This window comes from Pedobacter gandavensis, from assembly GCF_032678465.1.
Taxonomy (GTDB): domain Bacteria; phylum Bacteroidota; class Bacteroidia; order Sphingobacteriales; family Sphingobacteriaceae; genus Pedobacter; species Pedobacter gandavensis_B.
Genome location: NZ_JAVTSK010000016.1, coordinates 1 through 16,676, shown reverse-complemented (window position 1 = coordinate 16,676; position 16,676 = coordinate 1). Strand labels below are relative to the sequence as shown.

Annotated in this window: 17 protein-coding genes; 10 read left to right on the top strand and 7 right to left on the bottom strand. The window is 39.5% G+C overall.

All coding sequences use genetic code 11. The features are described 5' to 3' along the window. The first annotated feature begins 199 nt into the window (after positions 1-199). Positions 200-841 (top strand): outer membrane beta-barrel protein, encoded by a 642-nt coding sequence (locus R2Q94_RS21300; RefSeq protein WP_316823500.1) that lies wholly within the window; start codon positions 200-202, stop codon positions 839-841. 143 nt (positions 842-984) lie between these two features. After that, the gene (locus R2Q94_RS21295) at positions 985-2,088 is read left to right on the top strand and encodes a C1 family peptidase (RefSeq protein WP_316823499.1); all 1,104 of its coding nucleotides are present in this window, start codon (positions 985-987) and stop codon (positions 2,086-2,088) included. Between the two features lie 361 nt (positions 2,089-2,449). Here R2Q94_RS21295 and R2Q94_RS21290 read toward each other — a convergent pair whose 3' ends face one another. Further along, positions 2,450-4,948, bottom strand: a complete 2,499-nt coding sequence (locus R2Q94_RS21290; RefSeq protein ID WP_316823498.1) for a S9 family peptidase — start codon at positions 4,946-4,948, stop codon at positions 2,450-2,452. A gap of 232 nt (positions 4,949-5,180) precedes the next feature. Between R2Q94_RS21290 and R2Q94_RS21285 the strand changes: the two genes are divergently transcribed. Together R2Q94_RS21285 and R2Q94_RS21280 are read left to right on the top strand one after the other, a co-directional pair. Beyond that, entirely contained in the window at positions 5,181-6,068 is an 888-nt protein-coding gene (locus tag R2Q94_RS21285; RefSeq protein ID WP_316823497.1) for a polysaccharide deacetylase family protein, read from the top strand. An 8-nt stretch (positions 6,069-6,076) separates the two neighbouring features. After that, positions 6,077-6,946, top strand: a complete 870-nt coding sequence (locus R2Q94_RS21280) for a polysaccharide deacetylase family protein (RefSeq protein WP_316823496.1) — start codon at positions 6,077-6,079, stop codon at positions 6,944-6,946. A 63-nt stretch (positions 6,947-7,009) separates the two neighbouring features. Here R2Q94_RS21280 and R2Q94_RS21275 read toward each other — a convergent pair whose 3' ends face one another. The 3 genes from R2Q94_RS21275 to R2Q94_RS21265 all read right to left on the bottom strand — a co-directional run bounded on the left by R2Q94_RS21275 (position 7,010) and on the right by R2Q94_RS21265 (position 8,705). Further along, positions 7,010-7,462 (bottom strand): 3-oxoacyl-ACP synthase, encoded by a 453-nt coding sequence (locus R2Q94_RS21275; RefSeq protein WP_316823495.1) that lies wholly within the window; start codon positions 7,460-7,462, stop codon positions 7,010-7,012. A 3-nt stretch (positions 7,463-7,465) separates the two neighbouring features. Beyond that, complete coding sequence (locus tag R2Q94_RS21270) at positions 7,466-8,044, bottom strand: nitroreductase (protein ID WP_316823494.1); 579 nt, start codon at positions 8,042-8,044, stop codon at positions 7,466-7,468. A 61-nt stretch (positions 8,045-8,105) separates the two neighbouring features. Continuing rightward, on the bottom strand, positions 8,106-8,705 hold the full coding sequence (locus tag R2Q94_RS21265; protein ID WP_316823493.1) for a hypothetical protein: 600 nt from the start codon (positions 8,703-8,705) through the stop codon (positions 8,106-8,108). A 91-nt stretch (positions 8,706-8,796) separates the two neighbouring features. Between R2Q94_RS21265 and R2Q94_RS21260 the strand changes: the two genes are divergently transcribed. Then, positions 8,797-10,419, top strand: coding sequence for an ABC-F family ATP-binding cassette domain-containing protein (locus R2Q94_RS21260; RefSeq protein WP_316823492.1), 1,623 nt, complete (start codon positions 8,797-8,799; stop codon positions 10,417-10,419). 51 nt (positions 10,420-10,470) lie between these two features. Here the strand turns inward: R2Q94_RS21260 and R2Q94_RS21255 are convergent, their stop codons facing one another. Beyond that, complete coding sequence (locus tag R2Q94_RS21255; RefSeq protein WP_316823491.1) at positions 10,471-11,106, bottom strand: hypothetical protein; 636 nt, start codon at positions 11,104-11,106, stop codon at positions 10,471-10,473. A gap of 138 nt (positions 11,107-11,244) precedes the next feature. On the opposite strand from R2Q94_RS21255, the gene R2Q94_RS21250 reads away from it, so the two are divergent. The 5 genes from R2Q94_RS21250 to R2Q94_RS21230 all read left to right on the top strand — a co-directional run bounded on the left by R2Q94_RS21250 (position 11,245) and on the right by R2Q94_RS21230 (position 14,658). Then, positions 11,245-11,643 carry a MerC domain-containing protein gene (locus R2Q94_RS21250; RefSeq protein ID WP_316823490.1) on the top strand — a complete coding sequence of 133 codons (399 nt, stop codon included), beginning with the start codon at positions 11,245-11,247 and terminating at the stop codon, positions 11,641-11,643. 221 nt (positions 11,644-11,864) lie between these two features. Beyond that, positions 11,865-12,494, top strand: coding sequence for an ABC transporter ATP-binding protein (locus tag R2Q94_RS21245; protein ID WP_316823489.1), 630 nt, complete (start codon positions 11,865-11,867; stop codon positions 12,492-12,494). Then, positions 12,491-13,768, top strand: a complete 1,278-nt coding sequence (locus tag R2Q94_RS21240; RefSeq protein WP_316823488.1) for an ABC transporter permease — start codon at positions 12,491-12,493, stop codon at positions 13,766-13,768. Before R2Q94_RS21245 ends, R2Q94_RS21240 begins: the two co-directional genes overlap by 4 nt. A gap of 16 nt (positions 13,769-13,784) precedes the next feature. Then, entirely contained in the window at positions 13,785-14,222 is a 438-nt protein-coding gene (locus R2Q94_RS21235; RefSeq protein ID WP_316823487.1) for a hypothetical protein, read from the top strand. A 1-nt stretch (position 14,223) separates the two neighbouring features. Next, a complete protein-coding gene (locus R2Q94_RS21230) occupies positions 14,224-14,658 on the top strand; it encodes a Fur family transcriptional regulator (RefSeq protein WP_316823486.1) in 435 nt (144 codons plus the stop codon). Between the two features lie 143 nt (positions 14,659-14,801). On the opposite strand, the gene R2Q94_RS21225 is transcribed toward R2Q94_RS21230, so the two are convergent. After that, the gene (locus R2Q94_RS21225) at positions 14,802-15,872 is read right to left on the bottom strand and encodes a dipeptidase (protein ID WP_316823485.1); all 1,071 of its coding nucleotides are present in this window, start codon (positions 15,870-15,872) and stop codon (positions 14,802-14,804) included. Positions 15,873-15,884: 12 nt separating this feature from the next. After that, a complete protein-coding gene (locus tag R2Q94_RS21220; protein WP_316823484.1) occupies positions 15,885-16,481 on the bottom strand; it encodes a RidA family protein in 597 nt (198 codons plus the stop codon). Positions 16,482-16,676 lie beyond the last annotated feature (195 nt).

Genomic DNA, 16,676 nt, shown 5'->3' with positions numbered 1-16,676 from the left:
AATGACAATACTCAAGGGATTGTCACCACAAAATAATAATGACTTTCAGCACAAAAACTTATTCAATTATCAATTAGCCAGTTACAAGAAATTCGATTCTGTCATGAATTAGCAGTATATCCTTTGGCATAGGTGTTGACTATGGAACGTAAATGGTCAGAAATAATAAGACCGGATTAATCATTAAAAAACAAAGAAAATGAAAAAATTATTATTATCATTAGTTGCAGTTTCTGCATTTGCATTTGCTGCTCAGGCACAAACTGAAAAAGGAAAAATCATTGTAGGTGGTAATGTTGCCTTTGATACTCATAAAAGTGATGCATCAGGTGCAAAATCAAATAGCAGTTTCCAAATTGTACCAAGTGTAGGTTATTTTGTTTCTGATAACATTGCAGTAGGTACTGGTATTGGATATGGTTACAGCAAAATGAATGGTATAGCTGGTCCCAACAACAACACCATCGTCAATGGTATTAAAAACACTTCATTCGTAGTAAATCCATTCGGTCGTTATTATGCGAACCTGTCTGAGTCTTTTAAATTCTTCGGACAATTATCAGTTCCTATGGCTTTCGGTACAGACAAAGCAGTAGACGCTGAAGGTAATACTGGTGCAAAAACAGGTAAAACAACTGAAATCGGTGTAGCTTTATCTCCAGGTTTTGCTTTCTACCCTACTAAGAAAATCGGTATTGAATTTGCGTTAAACGGATTAAACTACAACACTCTTCGTAAAGAAGATACGAATGGTGACAGAATCAAAGGTGCTGGTTATGATGAATTTAGCTTTGGCGCTAACTTCTTCTCTCCAAAAATTGGAATCCAGTTCCATTTCTAGACATTTTACTTTAATCAATTTTTATAAAGGCCCGGGGATTTCCTTCGGGCCTTTATATTTTAGATATCATTTCCATATTTTTTTACTGATTTTAGTTAATTTGGCTCTCAATTAAGCAGCTAGCTTTAAAACTAATATTCTTTATGAAAAAAATATTCTTAATGACCTGCGGTCTTGCTTTCGGTTTTTCCGTTTGTGCCCAGGAAGCACCCTTGAAAAAAATTAAAGACAATGCGGCCACAGTCGTAAAAAATCAAGGCCAGACTGGTACCTGCTGGAATTATTCTACCACTTCGCTTATTGAATCCGAAGAGATGCGTAAAGGCATGGGCGAATTCAATCTTTCAGAAATGTTTCCGGCCAGAAATGTTTATATCGAAAAAGCAAAAAACTACATCCTTCGTCAGGGAAAAGCACAATTTGGAGAAGGTGGTCTTGGTCATGACCTGATTAGGGCCATTGCGATTTATGGCGCCATGCCTCAGGAGGCTTTCCAAGGGGTAACAGGAGAAATTCCAGACCACAGCGGCTTAGAACTGGCACTTAAAAGTTACCTGGACACAGTGTTGACAAAGCGTCCGATTGCCAGCAACTGGCTTGCCGGCTATGAGCAAATTCTGAATCAGAAGCTAGGTACTCCTCCAGCAAATTTTGATTATAAAGGGAAAAATTATACGCCAAAAACTTTCGCGAAAGAGGTCTTAAAGTTTGACGCAAACGACTATGTGAATATTACCTCTTTCACGCACCATCCTTATTACTCCACTTTCGTATTAGAAGCTCCGGATAATTTCGCCAATGGATCATTTTACAACCTTCCTTTAAATGAAATGCTGAGTCTTACAAAGTCTGCAGTTCAAAACGGTTATACGGTCATGTGGGATGCTGATGTAAGCAGCAAAAATTTCCAACAAAAAAAGGGATATGCCATGCTATTTGCGGATGATGCAGATGTGAAAGCTGATGTTTTAAATCCAAATGCAAAAGAAAAGGCTTACTCTCCGGAATTACGTCAGCAATTGTATGAAGATTTAACGACACAGGATGACCATTTAATGCACCTGGTAGGATTAGACCAGTCGACTGATGGAAAGTACTTTTTTAAAGTAAAAAACTCATGGGGTGATGTAGGTCCATTCAAAGGATACATTGAAGTATCTGAACCTTATTTTGCAATTAACACGGTGAGTTTGGTCGTACCAAAAGCAGCCTTATCTCCTGCCTTAAAAAAGAAATTAGGAATTTAATTCAACAGGTTTCATTTAAAGTCCCAAAAAATTCACTAAAAAGCCCCAAATTCTGGGGCTTTTTTATGCCTGATAAAATCCAACATCTCATTAATTATCTAGCATTTAGCTACAACTAGGCAAATCAAACCCAACTGAACATCTTTAAATCAGTATAGCTTTGCATCAATAAACTTATATATTAATGCACCTAGATATCCTAATATCAAAACACATAGATATCAATATATAGTAATACCTCTACCTCCTTCATCAAAATGAAAACTTGTACACAAAAAAGCCAGGAAATCATCAGTGTCTGTAAACCTTTAATTCAGGTTTTACAGGCACCAGATTCCTGGCTTTTTGGATGAAAAAAGAATTACTTCTTGGGATCCATCTCCATTCCAGTTACATCAACCTCTCCTGTTTGAGAAAAGTCGCCAATCAGGTATTTATTGAAATGGTCTGCCAATTTCCAAAATGTATATTCCGTCAAATCTCCGAAACCGTGACGCTGTCCAGGAACAATCACAAACTCAAATCTCTTACCTGCTCTCATTAATGCATTGGCTACTCTGATGGTATTTGCCGGGTGTACATTATTGTCAATATCACCAGTCATCAACATCAAATGCCCTTTCAGGTTTTTCGCCAGATCAGGATTTTTATCAATGCTGTATTTGAAAGTAGTATCACCTTTAGCGGAAATAACTTCTTTCACCCCATGATGCTTTTCACTCCACCAACGGTTATAAATACTATTGTCGTGATTACCGGCATTCGACACCGCTGCCTTGAAGAAATCAGGATATACCAACATTGCAGCAGTAGACATGAATCCACCTCCAGAATGACCTGTAATACCTACTCTTGTCGCATCGATAAACGAATTCTTATCGGCCAATTGCTCTACAGCAGCTTTCTTATCTGCCAAACCATAATCACGAAGGTTGCCATAACCAAAAGTATGGTACCACTTAGAGCGGGCTGGATTTCCACCTCTGTTCCCCACTGTGATCACGATATAACCGAACTGAGCCAGTCGCTCTGTTCTGTCCATGCTTTTGCTAAAAGACTTGTTTACCGCCTCCGTTTGAGGGCCTGGATACACATATTCTATAATCGGGTACTTTTTATTCGGATCGAAATCAAAAGGCTTATACATCACCCCATAAATATCCGTGATTCCATCATCTGCTTTCACTTTAAAAGGCTCAGGGAATTTATATCCGGTAGCCATTAGCAAGGATAAATCTGCTGTTTCCAAATTCATCACTACCCTGCCATTATTGTCCATAACCACCGCTTTAGGAGCAGTGTTTACTCTCGAAAAGTTGTCGACAAAGAATTTAGCTTCATCATTCATACTGATCGCATGGTCAAAGTCGCCTGGGTTTAACAGTTTCATTCCGGAACCATCAAAATTGATGCGGTACAAATGTACGTAGTAAGGGTCCTCCTTACTTTCTCTGCCATTGGCAGTAAAGTAAAGTACTCTGTTTTTCTGGTCAATATTTACGATTTCTTCGCAATGAAAAGCTCCTTTGGTAATTTGGTTTTTTAGTTTCCCTGCGGCATCAAACAGATAAAAATGACCCCATCCATCACGCTCAGACCAATGAATCATTTCCTTACCCTGATTAACCAATCCCGGACGGTTCAATTCCACGTAAGTGTTGAAACGCTCTTCGATTAATGGACTAACTACGCCTGTCTGAATGTCTACTGTACATACATCTACGCGCTTCAGGTCCCTGCTGGTACGACCAAAATAAATCTTGTTATTGGTTCCTAACCAAATCGAAGGACGGAATTCATTGTCTCTATCTTTATTGAGGTTAGGTGCCTGCCATACCGATAAGTTTTGATCCTTAAAAGCTGCAGTATTTAGTTTTTTAAAAGATTTAGCGGCAAAATTGAACAACAGCATTTCATCTTTTGGTGCCTCAGCTTCACCTGGCATCTGGTATTTATAAGTCTCCAGTGTTGGCCTTCCTGCTGAAATATTATTGATCACCCAAAGATCTTTAACTTTACGGCTATCAGACCTGTTTAACACAAAATATTTCGCGTCTGGCGACCATAGCACATATGCTCTTCTTCTCTTTTTATTGTTTTTTTCGTTTTCTTCGTTATTTTCCCCATCCCCGTTACTTCCATAAGAATAGAACTTCTCACCGTCTTTTGTCAGCTGGTTCTCTACAATAGTACTGTCCTCTTCGTTTTTGACTGCCTTTTTGTAGTTCTCCTTATCCATCCAATACAAGTTGTAATTTCTGGTAAAGACAATGGCAGATGAATCAGGAGCTACTGATCCCCAGCTTGGTTTTGCTTTAGCTTTCGAATAATTAGGCACTTCCGTCAATTTGGCTGTTGCCAATACATAATTGAAAAAGAAGATTTTCTTTTGTAAAGAGTCTGCTGCCTTTTTATCTTTTCTATCCTTTTTTAATTCATCGATCGTACTTTTCACTTCAAAAGTAACCGCCTTCTCATCTGCTGAGAACTTCAGGTTTTCCAAAGGCAAATGCTGGGCATCAAAAGGATCACGAACAATCGTGGTGATTTCAGCGGCTAACTGCGCATTATCAAACATTTTCTTTTTAGTTTTCGCCGATGGATCTACCAGGTACCATTCCTTACCTGATGGTGTTTCATATTCATACCAGAACCGGTTGCTCAGTTTTAACCAATGTGGATCTACAGCGGTAGAATAAACCAATTTTTTAATTTTGGCAGGTGAGAATCTCGAAGCCAACTGGTAATTGGCTTTCGGAGCAGCTACTGTCGACTCAGTAATCGTAAAAGTTTTGGTTTGCCCCATGGCACCATAACCCATACAAAGCGACAATAAAAGTGGTGTATAAAGTTTCTTCATTGTGGTTTTTTAATAAACCGCCTAAATTATTGATTAATGATGGTAAGAAAGGGCTTCTTTTGTAATAAAAGCGATAGTTTTCAAGATTTATTGACATTCTTTTTAAATGTCGACTTATGCTGATTTATGTCGCTAAGGCAAGTTTTCAAAAAGAATGATTTTGTTGCCAGACATTGTAAATATAATGAGTAAATCAGGATTGATTTTTTAGTTTTGTATGAAATACTCATTTATGAAACATACCTTCCTACCTATTCTTGCTGCTGCAGTTATCATGACTGCGGGCTGCCAGTCAAAATCACAAACCAATGGCACTGGAGACCATGCCAAAGATTCCCTGACTACTGCGACTACCGGAGCTCCTGAAGCTATAGAACAAAGTTCAGCACCAGCTACAGACATCTCCAAGATCAAAGTAGCAGATGCGAAAACCATCCTTGCACGTAAACAAGTGCCTATTTTGTGTTACCATCAGGTACGCGACTGGAGAGAAAAAGATTCTAAAGCAGCCAAAGATTATATCATTCCGATAGCAACGTTCAAGGACCATATGAAAATGTTGGCGGATAGTGGATACCACACTATTCTTCCGGATCAGTTGTATGATTATTTAAATAATGGTACTGCATTACCTTCTAAACCAATTATGTTGACCTTTGATGATACCGACCTGGACCAGTTCACTATTGCTGCACCAGAAATGAAAAAATATGGTTTCAAAGGCGTGTTCTTTGTCATGACCGTTTCTCTTGGCAGACCAAACTACATGAGTAGAGATCAGGTGAAACAACTTTCAGACATGGGTCATGTCATCGGTTCCCATACCTGGGATCACCACAATGTGAAAAAATACCAGGGACAGGATTGGGTAACTCAAATTGAGAAGCCAACCAAAACTCTGGAAGAGATCACTGGTAAAAAGATTCAACATTTCGCATATCCATTTGGTTTATGGAATCCCGAAGCGATTCCTGAACTTAAAAAGAGAGGCATGAAATCTGCTTATATTCTGGCTACAAAACGTGATGAAAATGATCCTTTGTATACCATCAGAAGAATTATTGCAAGCGGCTACTGGTCATCAAAAACACTAAGCAACAGCATTAAAAACAGCTTCTAAAGAATAGAATGAGAAATACACTGTTCACACTAGCCGCACTCTCGGCATTGTTTTTTTCTTCTTGTGTGGAAAATACTAAGGCTGAAAAAGAGCATACTGCCTTATCAGAAAACAGCAATAATACTCCCGGGGCTACTGATCCTTCCTCAGTAGCTGTTAAAGGAGGAAAGAAAGCCAGTGCAGCAGAAGTATTGGCAAAAAAAGAAGTGCCGGTACTGTGTTACCATCAGATCAGAAACTGGAAGGCGACTGATTCAAAACGTGCACATGATGACATCATTCCGCCAGCGAATTTTAGTCAGCATATGAAAATGCTGGCGGATAGTGGCTACCATACTATTTTGCCAGATGAGTTGTATGACTACCTGAATTATGGAAAGCAACTACCTGAAAAACCGATCATGATCACCTTTGACGATACGGATCTTGATCAATACACGGTAGGTGCCGAAGAATTGAAAAAACATGGTTTTAAAGGAGTCTTCTTTATCATGACGGTTTCAATTGGCAGACCAAGGTATATGAGTAAAGCCCAGATCAAGGAGCTCTCTGATGAAGGACATGTGATTGCCAGTCATACCTGGAACCATAAGAACTTCGCCGAGTTTACAGATGAAGACTGGGAGATTCAAATTGATAAACCTACCAAGACCCTGGAAGCAATTACAGGTAAAAAGGTGGAGTACTTTGCCTATCCCTACGGTGTTTCGAAAGCCTCAAATCTCCACAAACTTCAGGAACATGGATTCAAAGCCGCTTTTATCTTATCTACTAAAAGGGATCCTGAATACCCTTTATTTACCATCCGCCGGATTATAGATCCAGGGACTTATACTGCTAAAAACCTATACAACAGTATCAATAAGAGCTTTAAATAATGGAGTTATAAAAAAAGAGAGGCAAACAGGCCTCTCTTTTTTTATTCAGAATCAATGTATTGATTAAATGATTTCTTTGATCAAATACTTTTTGCCATTAAAATCAAAAGATGAACCTATTTCTTTTCCGATCAGTAGGTTGCCAATCGGAGAAGCGGCAGAAATCGCAAAAATGCTATCCCCATCTGATTTCAATTGTCCGGCGCTAATGCTCAGGTAAAAAACACCTTCTGAAGTATACACCAGATTTCCGTTTCTTACTTTATCATTCAGAGGCATATCCTTAATTGAATTTAGCAGCTGTAAATTTTGCTGTGCATCCATCAATAGCCTTTTATTTCTGGAAATGTCTTGCTGCATCATTTCCCGCGTCGTTTCAAACTTATCTCCTGCACTACTCTTTGTATCGTCATTACTCGCCTCACGCGCTTGCTCCAAAGCGGTCTCTGCGGTCTGGATCCGCTGTGTTATAAAGTCCAGACAAAGACGGTACAACTTCTCTTTAATATCTTGCATAATTTATGATTCTACCCATTTAACTTTAGCTGCCATAGGCGTTCTTTTTGCGGCTCTTGGCGACTCATTGTGGTAGCCCATATAGAAAAGGCCAAAGCATTTTTCATTTTTCTCAAGCTCCAGAAAACTCCCCAATGCATCAATCATACCTGGAGAACTCCAATAGGCACCAATATTTAAGGCTTCTGCGGTCAGTGCCATATTCTGTACAGCACAGGCCAGCGCAGCCAACTCTTCCCATTCAGGAACTTTATCTGTGTGCAAAGCTGCGTTCAAAGTAATGATACAATTGGCCTGTCTGCCCTTTTCTAATATGCTATCAAATTTCTTTTGCAGGAACAGATGCTCAGGAGTCGCCTCCTTGTACAATCTGGCAAGCTCCGCAGCAAGTTTCATTTTACCTTCATTTCTAAAAACAGTGAAACGCCAGGGTTCTGTCAGTTTATGGGTAGGTGCATAATTTGCACTTTCCAGCACCTGATTGATCAATGCTACCGGAATCTCTTGTTCGGTGTAACTATTTGGGAAAATACTACGGCGGCGTTGAATGATGCTGCTCAATATATCTATTTCTTTTTCCATGAATCTTTGTGCTTGATATAACTATTGGCAAAAATAGTAATATCGGCTTTTCTTTTGTTGACTAAAGGTCATTGTTTTCAAACCTGATCTTTTTAAGCTGTTTCCGAATCTGTTTTGCTCTTCCAAAAAAAGCAATGCTTTCAAGATCTTCAAGATGGGCTATCGTTGCCAACAACTCCTCTTTAATCCATGGATATCGGCTAGCGAGGTTAGCCAATGCCTGCATGGCATGAACCTTCGTTGCCACCAATACCTTTTCATCAATCAACCAATCGAACATTAAACCAATCAGTGGCTCAAAATCAATCTTTTCCAATTGCCCGGGATGTAAACCTTTCGCCTGTTTCCCCGTAAGAAAAGCCAGAATCTTCCCATAATGTCTCATTGGACCTGGATGTTTTTGTGCAGCATAACCACTCAAAAAATCTTCCAAATGATCCCCCAGACAATAATAATTTAAAAAAATATATTCCAGCAGCCATGCCGCCCTGAAAGCCAGGTCTTTCCGGGGATGAAAGGTCAGTTCAATCACATCTTTAATGCTAAAATCATTTTCAGAATTGTGGTATAAATTTCTGGTATCTGCAATTCCTGAGATGACCTTTACCATTTGTGCCCCCATAGAGGCCCCTAACCGACTTGTTAATTCTTCCTTTGTCAAGATATTGAAATTTTGATTCACAAAACTAATCAATCCGTATTCAAATCATTTTATAAATTATGACTACCTTTGCGGCTTATTTTTCAGCAATATGATTTCAGTATCTAACTTATCCCTCCGTTACGGAAAACGTACCTTATTTGAAGATGTGAACCTAAAATTCACTCATGGCAACTGCTATGGTGTAATTGGGGCGAACGGCGCAGGTAAATCTACCTTCCTAAAAATTCTTTCAGGAGAAGTAACGCAAACTTCAGGTAGTGTGGCTTTTACTCCTGGCGAACGTATGGCAGTTTTAAAACAAAACCACTATGAGTTTGATGAATTTCCAGTGATTGAAACAGTCATGATGGGACACAAGGAATTGTACGATATCATGAAGGAAAAAGACGCTATCTATCTGAAAGAAGATTTTACCGATAAGGATGGTGAGCGTGCTGGTGAGCTGGAAAATAGGTTTGCAGAAATGGACGGCTGGAACATGGAAAGCAATGCTGCTACCATGTTGAGCAACTTAGGAATTAAAGAAGAACACCACTATAAGCAATTAAAAGAACTGGATGGTAACCAAAAAGTACGTGTGTTATTGGCACAGGCCTTATTTGGTAATCCGGACATCTTACTACTGGATGAGCCTACCAACGATTTGGACATTGATACCATCGCCTGGTTGGAAAACTTCCTTGCAGATTACCAAAGTATCGTATTGGTGGTATCTCACGATAGACACTTTTTAGATGCGGTATGTACGCATATCGTGGACATTGATTTCAGCAAAATGAGCATTTACTCGGGTAACTATACCTTCTGGTATGAGTCGAGCCAACTTGCATTGAAACAACGTAGTGATCAAAATAAGAAACTAGAAGAAAAAGTTAAAGAACTTCAAGAGTTCATTCAGCGCTTTAGTGCAAATGCTTCGAAATCGAAACAAGCCACTTCCCGTAAGAAAGCATTAGATAAAATCGATATCTCAGAAATTAAAGCTTCCAGTAGAAAATACCCTGCAATCCTGTTCAATAACCTGGGCAGAGAAGCAGGTGACCAAATCCTACAGGTAGAGAACCTTTCTTGTACCTTAAATGGAGAAGTGATGTTTAAAAACATCAGCTTCATGGTCAATAAAGGAGATAAAATTGCTGTTCTTTCTCAAAATAGCTTAGCGACTACTGCTTTTTACAACATTCTAACTGAACGTGAGAAAAACTATAGCGGTGAGTTTAAATTTGGAATTACGATTAGCGTTGCTGATATTCCTAACGACAACACTCCTTACTTCGAGGGTAAAGATGAAAATCTGGTAGACTGGTTGCGCGAATATTCAGGTACAGATCAGGATGAGCAATTTGTGAGAAGTTTCTTAGGTAGAATGCTATTCTCTGGTGAAGAAGTTTTGAAAAATGTGAAAGTACTATCCGGTGGTGAGAAAATGCGTTGTATGTTCTCACAAATGATGCTGAAACATGCGAATCTGTTGTTATTGGATGAACCTACGAATCACTTGGATTTAGAGTCGATCACGGCCCTAAACAATGGACTAAAAGATTTCAGAGGTACCGCATTGTTCACTTCACGAGATCATGCTTTAACAGAATCTGTAGCCACCAGAATTATCGAATTAACGCCTAAAGGTGTGATTGATAAAATGATGACTTACGATGACTACATTACGAGCGAAGATGTGGCTCAGTTAAGAGCAGAAATGTATAAATAATTTTAAAAGGGGCTTTATGAAAAGCCCCTTTTTTTATGACATCAACAAAAGTTAATGCGCATGAGCATCCGCTTCAACCGGATGTAATTCAAACTTCAAATCCAGTTCATTTGTTCCGGGAAATTTAGTTCCAAAATCAGGATTGCTCCAATCTGTTGCAGCAATTCCCGCCTTAACCCCAACATTAAGATGGCGCATGACATATCGGAAAGTAAATCCAGCAGAAGCCTTATCTACTGTTAAATATCCCGTCAAACCCACATTGATCTTCTTATTGTCCTTATCACGGTCTGCATAAGCATAAGTTAACACGCCTGCCGGAGCACCCGGGATAAATGCCTGATGCACTTCATGCGCGTCCAAAAACTCCTGCTGCAGCTCCCGATTCGCAAAATCAAATGACTTCAGACTGATTTTATAGGTTTTTCCCTCCTCCAAATGTGCATGTGTTCCAACCGGAGGTAATCCCTTACTATCGAAGGTAATGATCAAAGGTTTTGCTGAAGCGATCGGGTTATAATGAAAATGATCGCCATGCGCTTCCCGCTCCACTTCTAAGAAAGTAAGCGTTGCTTTTCCAGTGCCCTCCTCCGGAACTTCTGGTTGAGTATCTTTCTTACAAGCGTTAAATGTTATGGCAATAAGCGCCACTAAAATGGGTACTGAATACTGACGTAATTTTTTCATGATGGTAATTTATGTTTGTGAATAATTGTATAGAGAAACCGGCATTCTCATTTAATTGCAATTAAGTTGCAAATATATCTCAATAAACTACAAATGCAACTATATTGCTTTTATATTTGTCAAATCAATATATACGTCATGATAAAAACTACTAACAAGAAAACATTATTGAAATCTGATCGTCTGGACCAGTTTGGAATCACTGCATCAGTTGCTTGTGCCATCCATTGTGCAGCATTGCCATTTCTCATTACCTTACTTCCACTCTGGGGTCTCAGCTTCCTCGCTAATCCCTGGGTAGAGTTGAGCATGATTGGACTATCCCTAATTATAGGAACCTGGTCTTTGGCAGGCTCCTACCCAAAACATAAAAGAATCATTCCTATACTTGTACTGATCACGGGTTTTATATTGATTGGAACCGGACACCATAGCCTTGAGTCTTTAGAACCTATACTGATTCCTATGGGTGGATTAACCATTGCACTTGCGCACCTCCTCAACTGGAAATATGCGCGTAATTGTACAAATCATTAATTAAGCAAAATGCAGTAGCAAATACTTTACAAGTAAAGCACTTGCAATCTTATGGCATTTACTACTTTTGTAAACACACATAACATGAACAATAAACTGATATTCGGTGTATTTTTAATATTTGTAAGCATGATTAATCCAGGTTGCACACACCAGCGTCCGGATGGCAAACAGCTTTACTTAAAATATCTAAAAAGCCGCGTAATAAATACCAAACATCTATGATCTCTTTAAAATCTGTAGCTCATCGGTACCAGTCTCAGCAAGACATCCGTTTTGAGGATTGGCAAATCGATGCAGGATCACAATGGCTCCTCCTTGGCGCATCAGGAAGTGGAAAATCAACCTTGCTTCATATCCTAACGGGTATACTAAAACCCGTACAAGGAGTGGTTAGCATAAAAGGAACGGCTATTTATGATTTATCTTCTAAGGAACTCGATCAATTTAGAGGGAGAAACATCGGTATCATCTTTCAAAGACCACATCTAATTAAAAGTCTGAGTATAGCTGAGAACTTAGTTGTTGCTCAAAGTTTTGCAAAACTACCTACAGATTTAAATAGAGTTGATGAAGTATTATCAGCTTTAGGCATTGCAGATAAGAAAAATGCCTATCCGGATCAACTGAGTCAGGGACAATTGCAAAGGGTATCCATTGCCCGTGCGGTGATCAATAAACCAGCCTTACTGATTGCTGATGAACCGACCTCCAGTCTGGATGATAAAAATGCAGCCATTGTACTGGAACTATTGATGCAACAATCTGGTGCCAATCAGGCGACATTGATTGTTGCCACCCACGACAAAAGAGTAAAAGACGCATTTAAACATACCTACGAATTATCATGAGCCCAATAAAGATCAGCTGGAAGAGCTTATGGTCTAAACCGCTTTCTTCCGCATTAAATATGATGCTCATTGCCTTTGGCACTGGAATATTAACCATATTATTGTTAGCATCACAACAGATTTCCCAAAAGTTAGACAATAATTCAAAAGATATTGACCTGGTAGTTGGTGCAAAAGGCAGTCCATTACAACTGATTCTCAGCAGCATCTATTATATAGATTTTCCTACCGGAAATATCCCCCTTAAAGAAGCGAAAGAATTATCCCGCAGCCCATTTGTAAAAAGAGCTGTACCACTTGCTTTAGGCGACAATTACAATGGAACCCGAATTGTAGGTACGGACACTAATTTTGTAGCCTTATACCAATTGAAACTACGCGATGGTAAGTTTTGGAACCAGGATTTCGAGGCCACTATCGGAGCTGGGGTAGCGCAAAGCCAGCAATTAAAAATTGGAGATACTTTTTTCGGTGCGCATGGATTGAGTAGCAATAGCGATGTCCACAAAAGTCACCCTTACACTGTAGCAGGAATTTTAGAATCCCAGGGAAATGTAACTGATAACCTGATTTTAACCAATATCGCCAGTGTATGGAAAATGCATGATGAACATGAAGAGGACCATCAGGATGCGGCAACAAAAGAGGAGGATCATCAGCACCATGAAGGAGAAAGCCACAAGGATCATCAGCATACAACAAAAGAAAAAGGTACAATAAATGAAGATGAACATAGAGAGCTGACCTCCCTACTGATTCAATACCGCTCTCCGATGTCTGTGGCCATCTTCCCGAGAATGGTCAATGAAACCACAAATATGCAGGCGGCCTCTCCTGCCCAGGAAAGCACCAGACTGTTCTCCTTAATTGGTATAGGCGTAGAAACCTTACAATGGTTTGCAGTTCTTATCATGCTAATTGCAGCCATCAGTGTGTTTGTAAACCTTTATAATTCTTTAAAAGAACGTAAATATGATCTGGCCATCATGCGTACACTTGGGGCATCCAGAGGGAAACTCTTTCTGATTGTAATCATTGAAGGAATCATCCTTACCCTTGCAGGAACCATTATTGGTGTAGCACTGGGGCACTTCGCATTACAACTCATCGGCTATTATCAGGAAAGCAATCAGGCACGTCTCACTGGAATGATCTTTCTTAAAGAGGAAATATATTTGTTTGTTGCTGGCTTAGCGATTGGTATATTTGCTGCTATCATCCCTGCAATACAGGCTTACAAATCCAATATTTCTAAAATATTGTCTAAAAACTAACACAAATACTCAAGAAATGAAACGATTCCTAATTGCTATTTTACTATTTACGGGATTTGCAGTAAAAGCCCAGCACAATCCTGATGATCAGATCCTATCCGACAACTGGGATGTGGTAGGCGGTGTAGACTTTAAAATTGTTAAAGACTCAGAAATGTATGCTGTTTATACCCCTGCTATTAAGAAACATGCCAATAAACCATTTGAATTAGAAGGATATATTGTCCCAATTAAGGATGGCATGAAACAAACAAAATTTATGCTTTCTACCTTACCCATTAATCAATGCTTTTATTGCGGAAAAAATGGGGTTCCAATTATGGTCTTGGTAGAAATGACAGAACCCATCAAATTCACTTATAAAACAATTGTCGTAAAAGGAACATTGAAGTTAAACACGGGTAACGCAATGGATAACCCACCAATTTCCCTGGTCAACGCAAAATCAATATAACATGAAACTAGATCCTGTAAATATTTTAAAAGAACACGACCTTAAACATACCAAACAAAGGGTACGGGTACTGGAAGAAATTGCTTTAGATACCGTAGCGATCTCACAGCCAGAACTGGAAAAAAAGTTAGGTAAAGAGATTGATCGTGTCACGCTTTACAGAATCCTGAATACTTATGAAGAAAAAGGGATTGTCCACCGTATCATGGACATGAATGGAACGGCAAACTATGCCTTATGCTCTTCTTCCTGTTCAGAAGAACACCATCATGACGAACATGTGCATTTTAACTGCAGCAGCTGCGGTAAGATTTACTGCCTGGAACTTACAATACCGAAAATTAAAATGCCAAATGGATTTACAGCTAAAACCGTTAACACGACGGTATATGGTACTTGTGAAAAATGTAACGCTTTAATCCCGGTAATGGCATAATTAATTAAAAAAATAAGGCCTGATCGTCCTTAAAACATAAGCCCGGGAAGCTGATCAATTAAGCTCCCGGGTTTTTTAGCTTTAATTCCTGATGTTATCTTGCTCTTCTTTAAATTTGAGCATTGAGGCTTCAAAAACTCAAACTAAGCCCAGGCTTTGTATAGGAAGTTGAGCCAGTTTTTATGAAAGATCAGCTCCAGCTCTTCTGCTGAATAACCTTTCGCCCTAAATAATTCCAGCATTTTCTGCAAATCAGCAATGGTATCCAGGTCAAATGGAGATTGTTCTGTACCAAAAGCACCATCCAAATCTGAGCCAATACCGATATGCTTTGCATTCCCTGCTAGCTGACAAATGTGGTCCGCATGTTCTACTACCTGTGCTAAACCACAATTCATTCCTTTAGGCGTAGATAGCCCCCTTTGCCAGTTTGGAACAATCATCCAGGCATCTAAAGCAGCACCAATTACTGCTCCTCTGTTAATTAAAGCCATGAGCTGTTCATCGCTAAATTGTCTGTTGTGATTCACCAATGCCCTGCAATTGTTGTGACTGGCCCAAACAGGACCAGAAAAATGATCCAGGGCTTGCCAAAAGGCATCATCACAAAGATGAGTTGCATCTAAAATGAAGTTCAAGCGTTCCATTTCCTTCAATAAATCCAGCCCCGCTTGCCCCATTCTACCAGTAGCATCTGTACCATTTGCATACCTCCCAGGACCATAATGAGCCGGTCCGATTGCCCGGAGCCCATACTGGTGTGCACGTTCCAAATATGAAATATCCACAATAGAATCTACACCTTCCAGACTTAAGATATAACCAATTGCTTTATTGTCATTTGAACTTCCATCATTCCAAAGCTCATAGTGTGCCTTCAATTGTGCTGCATTGGTGATTTGAACCATTTCACCAGCTTCTTCCATCGCTTTATACCAGGCCAGTTGCCCTTGAGTTTGTGCCCATGCCTGCTGCGCTGAGTTCCAGCCAGGAATTAAGCTATCAGGTTTCACATAACGGGCAATCTGTGTGGCTACTACAATCCCAATATTTCCTTTTCTAAGTTCAGGAAAGGATACGGTTGACTTTTCGCGGTCAGGTTTGTCGGTCATCCCTTTTTCAAGCGTCCTTATCGAGGATACCGGCAACCTCAAATCCCTGTTCCATTCCATCGCATTCATGCTAAGGTCCAGGTGGGCATCGATTATAAACATAGCTTTTAACGATTAAAATAATTCAAAAACTGCTTCTACTTCTACCGGAATATTATCCGGCAAAGAGCCCATTCCTACTGCACTTCTTACGCCAATCCCGTTCTCCTGTCCCCAAACTGAGGCAAACAACTCGCTACAACCATTGATAATATAAGGATGCCTTTCAAAATCCGGAGCACAATTGACCATCCCTAATACCTTGATCACCCTTTTAACGACATCCAGGCTGCCAAAATTCGTCACAATGGTAGATAACATGGTCAGGCCAACTTGTCGCGCAGCCAGTTTCCCTGCTTCCGCATCCAAATCAACACCAACTCTACCTATGATCAGCGACTGATCCGGCTGTACCGGGCCGTGTCCGGATAAATATAAATATTTACCATCTACTAAAAATGGTTTATAAATTCCAAGTGGTTTTGGAGCAGGTGGCAATACCAATTCTAATTTTAAAAATGCTTCCTGAGCTGATAAATTCATGATGATGATATAAATGATTAAAATATGCTGAGCAGAATCAATAAGGGTAGTTTGGTTAGCTTTTTCTAAACTGCCAGAATCAGGACACAGCCTGGAATCAAATATAGAATTGTTTTGTTTTAATTGCATTTTATTTGCAATTAATTTTTGCACCAAAAGTACTATCTATAAAAACAGATGCTAAAAGACAATGAAAACTTCTTTAATTTGCGAAAAATATGCAACAAAAAAAAAGAGGGCAACCTTTATTGAAGTGAACCCCAAAAGTTAGACAAAAACTTTTGGGGTTTACTATTTATGGCAAAACACACATTTGAGGATAAC

Bases quoted from the DNA above. Each gene is read 5' to 3' on its own strand.
- R2Q94_RS21230 (WP_316823486.1), top strand. From the start codon at position 14,224: ATGAAACTAGATCCTGTAAATATTTTAAAAGAACACGACCTTAAACAT.
- R2Q94_RS21290 (WP_316823498.1), bottom strand. From the start codon at position 4,948: ATGAAGAAACTTTATACACCACTTTTATTGTCGCTTTGTATGGGTTAT.
- R2Q94_RS21250 (WP_316823490.1), top strand. From the start codon at position 11,245: ATGATAAAAACTACTAACAAGAAAACATTATTGAAATCTGATCGTCTG.
- R2Q94_RS21240 (WP_316823488.1), top strand. From the start codon at position 12,491: ATGAGCCCAATAAAGATCAGCTGGAAGAGCTTATGGTCTAAACCGCTT.
- R2Q94_RS21280 (WP_316823496.1), top strand. From the start codon at position 6,077: ATGAGAAATACACTGTTCACACTAGCCGCACTCTCGGCATTGTTTTTT.
- R2Q94_RS21220 (WP_316823484.1), bottom strand. From the start codon at position 16,481: ATGCAATTAAAACAAAACAATTCTATATTTGATTCCAGGCTGTGTCCT.
- R2Q94_RS21235 (WP_316823487.1), top strand. From the start codon at position 13,785: ATGAAACGATTCCTAATTGCTATTTTACTATTTACGGGATTTGCAGTA.
- R2Q94_RS21285 (WP_316823497.1), top strand. From the start codon at position 5,181: ATGAAACATACCTTCCTACCTATTCTTGCTGCTGCAGTTATCATGACT.
- R2Q94_RS21300 (WP_316823500.1), top strand. From the start codon at position 200: ATGAAAAAATTATTATTATCATTAGTTGCAGTTTCTGCATTTGCATTT.
- R2Q94_RS21260 (WP_316823492.1), top strand. From the start codon at position 8,797: ATGATTTCAGTATCTAACTTATCCCTCCGTTACGGAAAACGTACCTTA.
- R2Q94_RS21225 (WP_316823485.1), bottom strand. From the start codon at position 15,872: ATGTTTATAATCGATGCCCACCTGGACCTTAGCATGAATGCGATGGAA.
- R2Q94_RS21295 (WP_316823499.1), top strand. From the start codon at position 985: ATGAAAAAAATATTCTTAATGACCTGCGGTCTTGCTTTCGGTTTTTCC.
- R2Q94_RS21255 (WP_316823491.1), bottom strand. From the start codon at position 11,106: ATGAAAAAATTACGTCAGTATTCAGTACCCATTTTAGTGGCGCTTATT.
- R2Q94_RS21245 (WP_316823489.1), top strand. From the start codon at position 11,865: ATGATCTCTTTAAAATCTGTAGCTCATCGGTACCAGTCTCAGCAAGAC.
- R2Q94_RS21270 (WP_316823494.1), bottom strand. From the start codon at position 8,044: ATGGAAAAAGAAATAGATATATTGAGCAGCATCATTCAACGCCGCCGT.
- R2Q94_RS21275 (WP_316823495.1), bottom strand. From the start codon at position 7,462: ATGCAAGATATTAAAGAGAAGTTGTACCGTCTTTGTCTGGACTTTATA.